Source organism: Streptomyces sp. MA5143a, assembly GCF_900290235.1.
GTDB lineage: Bacteria > Actinomycetota > Actinomycetes > Streptomycetales > Streptomycetaceae > Streptomyces.
Genome location: NZ_OLMK01000075.1, coordinates 1 through 4630, shown reverse-complemented (window position 1 = coordinate 4630; position 4630 = coordinate 1). Strand labels below are relative to the sequence as shown.

At 72.0% G+C, this 4630-nt stretch carries 4 protein-coding genes; all 4 read right to left on the bottom strand.

What is annotated here, in order from left to right; all coding sequences use genetic code 11:
• Positions 1 to 452, bottom strand: a 452-nt coding sequence (locus SMA5143A_RS30095) for a 2-oxoacid:acceptor oxidoreductase family protein (RefSeq protein WP_181362067.1), incomplete at its 3' end; no start/stop codon positions are given.
• A gap of 305 nt (positions 453 to 757) precedes the next feature.
• Positions 758 to 1417 carry a response regulator transcription factor gene (locus tag SMA5143A_RS30090; RefSeq protein WP_306790937.1) on the bottom strand — a complete coding sequence of 220 codons (660 nt, stop codon included), beginning with the start codon at positions 1415 to 1417 and terminating at the stop codon, positions 758 to 760.
• 303 nt (positions 1418 to 1720) lie between these two features.
• Positions 1721 to 3061, bottom strand: a complete 1341-nt coding sequence (locus SMA5143A_RS30085) for a sensor histidine kinase (RefSeq protein WP_107465929.1) — start codon at positions 3059 to 3061, stop codon at positions 1721 to 1723.
• Between the two features lie 172 nt (positions 3062 to 3233).
• Positions 3234 to 4460 (bottom strand): sensor histidine kinase, encoded by a 1227-nt coding sequence (locus SMA5143A_RS30080; protein ID WP_107465928.1) that lies wholly within the window; start codon positions 4458 to 4460, stop codon positions 3234 to 3236.
• Positions 4461 to 4630: the final 170 nt, after the last annotated feature.

Here is a 4630-nt window from a genome sequence, read left to right as displayed (position 1 = left end):
CTGGTGGTGTAGCCGACCTTTTGCATGGCGCGTTTGGTGAATTCGTCGGTGTTGACGATGATCTCGGCGCCGCGGGGGATGTCGGTGATGTTGGCTTTGAGGGCGGCGGGGTTCATGGCGACCAGGACGTTGGGTGCGTCGCCGGGGGTGAGGATGTCGTGGTCGGCGAAGTGGAGCTGGAAGCTGGAGACGCCGGGCAGGGTGCCGGCGGGGGCGCGGATCTCGGCGGGGAAGTTCGGCAGGGTTGACAGGTCGTTGCCGAACGAGGCGGTCTCGGAGGTGAAACGGTCACCGGTGAGCTGCATACCGTCACCGGAATCACCCGCGAACCGAATGATCACCCGATCGAGGCGGCGGACGTCCTTGGTCCCCGCCGGCTTGCGCTGTTCCCCCAGTTCTCCGAGAACGGCCTCGTCGGCCTGCTCCGCTGGGCTGCTGACCTGGCTGGTCACTGAACTTGACCTCCCTTGAGGCGGCTGTCCGGGAACGACCGTCCCAGCGGCCCTCCCGAGACCAACCCTACGTCGGTGCTGCGGACCTTCCCTTGACCGTTCGACTGTTCGACGAGCTTTTTTCGACCCCTCGTCGACCCCGCCCCCACCCCACCCGCACACCCGCTGAACTGCCACAGAAGACGCTCCCCCGGAAGGGGCGGTTCTAGTACTGACGGGTCGGGCGCTTCGGGGGGAGAGGGGGCGGGCGGCTGGTGTTCGGGGGGTGAACGGGGGGCGGTAGGGGGCCAGTACGGGCGGCCCCGTCAGGAATTCAGATACGTGAGGACCGCCAGCACCCGCCGGTGGTCCCCGTCGCTCGGGGACAGCCCGAGCTTCAGGAAGATATTGCTGACGTGCTTCTCGACCGCACCGTCACTCACCACCAGCTGCCGGGCGATCGCGGAATTGGTGCGTCCCTCCGCCATCAGCCCCAGCACCTCGCGCTCCCTCGGTGTGAGCCCCGCCAGCACGTCCTGCTTGCGGCTGCGCCCGAGCAGCTGCGCCACCACCTCGGGGTCGAGCGCCGTCCCCCCGCCGGCCACCCGCACCACCGCGTCGACGAACTCCCGCACGTCCGCCACCCGGTCCTTCAGCAGATAGCCGACGCCCCGGCTGGACCCGGCGAGCAGCTCGGTGGCGTACCGCTCCTCCACGTACTGCGACAGCACGAGCACGCCCAGCCGCGGATGCTGCTTGCGCAACTGCACGGCCGCCCGGACGCCTTCATCGGTATGGGTCGGCGGCATGCGCACATCGGCGACGACCACATCCGGCAGCTCCCCCTGCGCCGCGAACTCACCGATCGTCTTGATCAACGCGTTGCCGTCCCCGACCCCCGCGACGACCTCGTGCCCCCGGTCGGTCAGCAGCCGGGTGAGGCCCTCCCGCAACAGCACCGAGTCCTCGGCGATGACCACCCGCACCTTGTCCTCCACGATCCCGTCCCCCCGCAAGCCCGGAGCCGGCCGTCATCCTGGCCCACCCACCCGAGGCCCCAGCATCCCAGCATCCCGGTCCCGCCACGCCACCCCGACACCCTCGTCCGTAAGAACCCCGCCACCTCTTGGCTGGTTACCGCCACCACGACACGGACGACGTGACACGGAGAGGACAGCGCGGCGCGGAGAAGCGCGCCCGGAGCCTCGCTCCGGACGCGCTTCTCCACGTGGTCCCGCCCCCGCCCCCTGCCGCCGAACGTCACGCCCCCGCGGCCGGGGCCCCGAGGATCACGCCCGCCAGGGCAGCTCCGCGGTGACGCGGGTGGGTCCGCCCGCCGGGGAGTCCACGACCAGCACCCCGTCGACGGCCCCCAGCCGCTCCGCCAGCCCGGCGAGCCCCGACCCCGCCCCGACGTCGGCGCCGCCCCTCCCGTCATCGGTGACCTGGAGCATCAGCCGCCCCTCGACCTTCCACACGTCCACCACCGCCCGGGAGGCGCCCGCGTGCTTGCTGACGTTCTGGAGCAGCTCGGACACCGTGAAGTAGACGATGCCCTCGATCGCCGGCACCGGTCGCGCGGGCAGATCCACCTCCACCTCCACCGGCACCGCGCACCGGGCCGCCACCGCCGACAGCGCCGCGTCCAGCCCCCGGTCGGTCAGCACCGCCGGATGGATGCCCCGCGCCAGATCCCGCAGCTCCCGCAGCGCCGTCTTCACCTCACCGTGCGCGGAGTCCACCATCCGCGCCGCCTCCCGCGGATCCTCGGTCAGCTTCTCCCGCGCCACACCCAGATCCATGGCCAGCGCCACCAGCCGTGCCTGCGCCCCGTCGTGCAGATCCCGCTCGATGCGCCGCAGATCGGCCGCCGCCGTGTCCACCACGACCCCCCGGTCCGACTCCAGCTCGACCACCCGCGCACCCAGCCGGGACGGCCCGAGCAACGCGGTCACCATCACCCGGTCCACCATCGTGAGCCCCCGCACGATCCACGGCGTGGCCATCGTGAACAGCAGCCCCACCAGCGCCGTCACGGTCACCTCGAACGCGTTGTCGAGGTACACGGCGTGCCCCTCGTCCCCGTACAGCTGCACCCCGTCCTGCCCGACCCACATCGGGAAGACCCAGAACCACAGCGGATACGTGAGCATCGCCCACCCGTACGCCCAGAAGTTCAGGGCCACCACGAAGGAGAACAGCGACCACGGGAAGTGCACCACCGCGTAGAGCACCTGCCGCCACGACGACCCGCTGCGCAGTACGGCACCCATCCACGCCAGCGCCCCCCGCTTGCCCGGCCGCAACGGCTCCGGCGCGGCCACCTCCACCCCGAGCAGCGCCCGCGCCCGCGCCCGCTCCAGCGCCCCGAGCGCCCGGCAGCCGGCGAGGCCCGCCGCCAGCACCGGCACCCCGAGGAACGTGACCAGCAGACCCACCCCGACCGACAGCATCGTCACCGCGTACGTGAACATCAGTACGCCGATCGGGAAGCCGAGCATCACATAGCCGAACTCCCGCCAGCTGCGCCCCTCGAACGGTGCCCGCAGACCCGCCGGCAGCCGGTGCCGCCGCTCGGACACGGCCGACTCGTCCCAGCCGCCGTACCCCTGCCCATACGCGGATTCCATAGCCGCCACTCCTCCCCACCGACACTCCGACCGGAGCGCGCCACGATCTGGCGTACTCCCCACCCTCCTCGCCCCCGGCCACCCGGACCATCCAGCCCGTCGGCGTCCGGTTCCGGGGGTTAACCCCACCCCTCGGCCTCACCCGGGGAGGCCACCCCTCGGCCCACCCCGCCTACCGGTTCCGCCAGGGCAGTTCCGCCGTGATCGTCGTGGGCCCGCCCACCGGGGAATCGACCACGAAGAGACCGTCGACCGCGCCCAGCCGTTCCGCGAGACCGGCGATGCCCGAGCCGCCGTCGACGCTCGCGCCGCCGCACCCGTCGTCCCACACCTGGATCAGCAGCCGGTCGTCGGACCGCCAGACGTCCACGGCCGCGGACCGCGCCCCGCTGTGCTTGCTGACGTTCTGGAGCAGCTCCGAGACGGTGAAGTAGGCGATCCCCTCGATCGCCGCCGCGGGCCGCGCCGGCAGATCGACCGTGACCTTCACCGGGGCGGTGCACCGCGAGGCCACCGAGGACAGCGCCGCGTCCAGGCCCCGGTCGGTCAGCACCGCCGGATGGATGCCCCGCGCCAGATCCCGCAGCTCCTGGAGCGCCAGCTTCACCTCGCCGTGCGCCTCCGCCACCATCAGGGCCACGGCGTCGTCGGCCTGGCCCTCCAGCAGCTTCTCCTTCGCCAGCCCGAGCCCCATGGCCAAATTCACCAGCCGTGCCTGCGCCCCGTCGTGCAGATCCCGCTCGATGCGCCGCAGATCGGCCGCCGCCGTGTCCACCACGACACCCCGGTCCGACTCCAGCTCCGCGATCCGCCGCTCCAGCTCGTCCGACGGCGACAGCAGCGCCCGCACCATCGCCCGGTCCGCGTTGGCCAGCCCCCGCACGATGAACGGCAGCACCGGCCACGCCACGAACAACCCCGTGAGAGTGATCGTGAACGTCGCGATCCCCCACGGCAGCCGGATCAGCTCGTACAGCATCGAACGCCAGCCGACCGGGTCCTTCACACTCATCCACACCTGCGCGACGAACCCGTCCGCGCCGCCCCGCATCGGCAGCGGACTCGGCTCGTCCACCGTCACGTCGAGCAGCGCCCGCGCCCGTATCCGCTCCAGCTTGCCCAGCTGACGCGCGCCCAGCAGCGCGGCCGCGAGCAGTGGGAAACCGATCACCGTCAGTGTCAGGAAGGCGCTCGTGAACAGCACCGTCGTCACGAAGGTGAACCCGATCAGCGACAGCGGCAGATTCGTCAGCAGATGCGCGATCTCCTTCCATGTGTGCGCCTCGAAGGCGAGCCGCGCGGGCGGCAGCGGTTCGGACGGCGTGCGACTGGAGGGCAACGGGCGCCCGGACGGCCGTCCACGGACGGCCGAGGGAGAAGGAGAAAGGGGCTCGGTCATGGCCACAGCCTGCCCGCCCGCGCCCCACCGGCGCCATGAGGCGAACCGCCCGACCCCCCTGGGGAAAACCCCACCCGCCGCCGAGGCCCGGCCCACCACCGCGCATGGCGGCCCCCGCCCGGTCCGCAGGGCTCGGCACGCACATCTGCGGCGTTGTCGTCGCCCGCCTT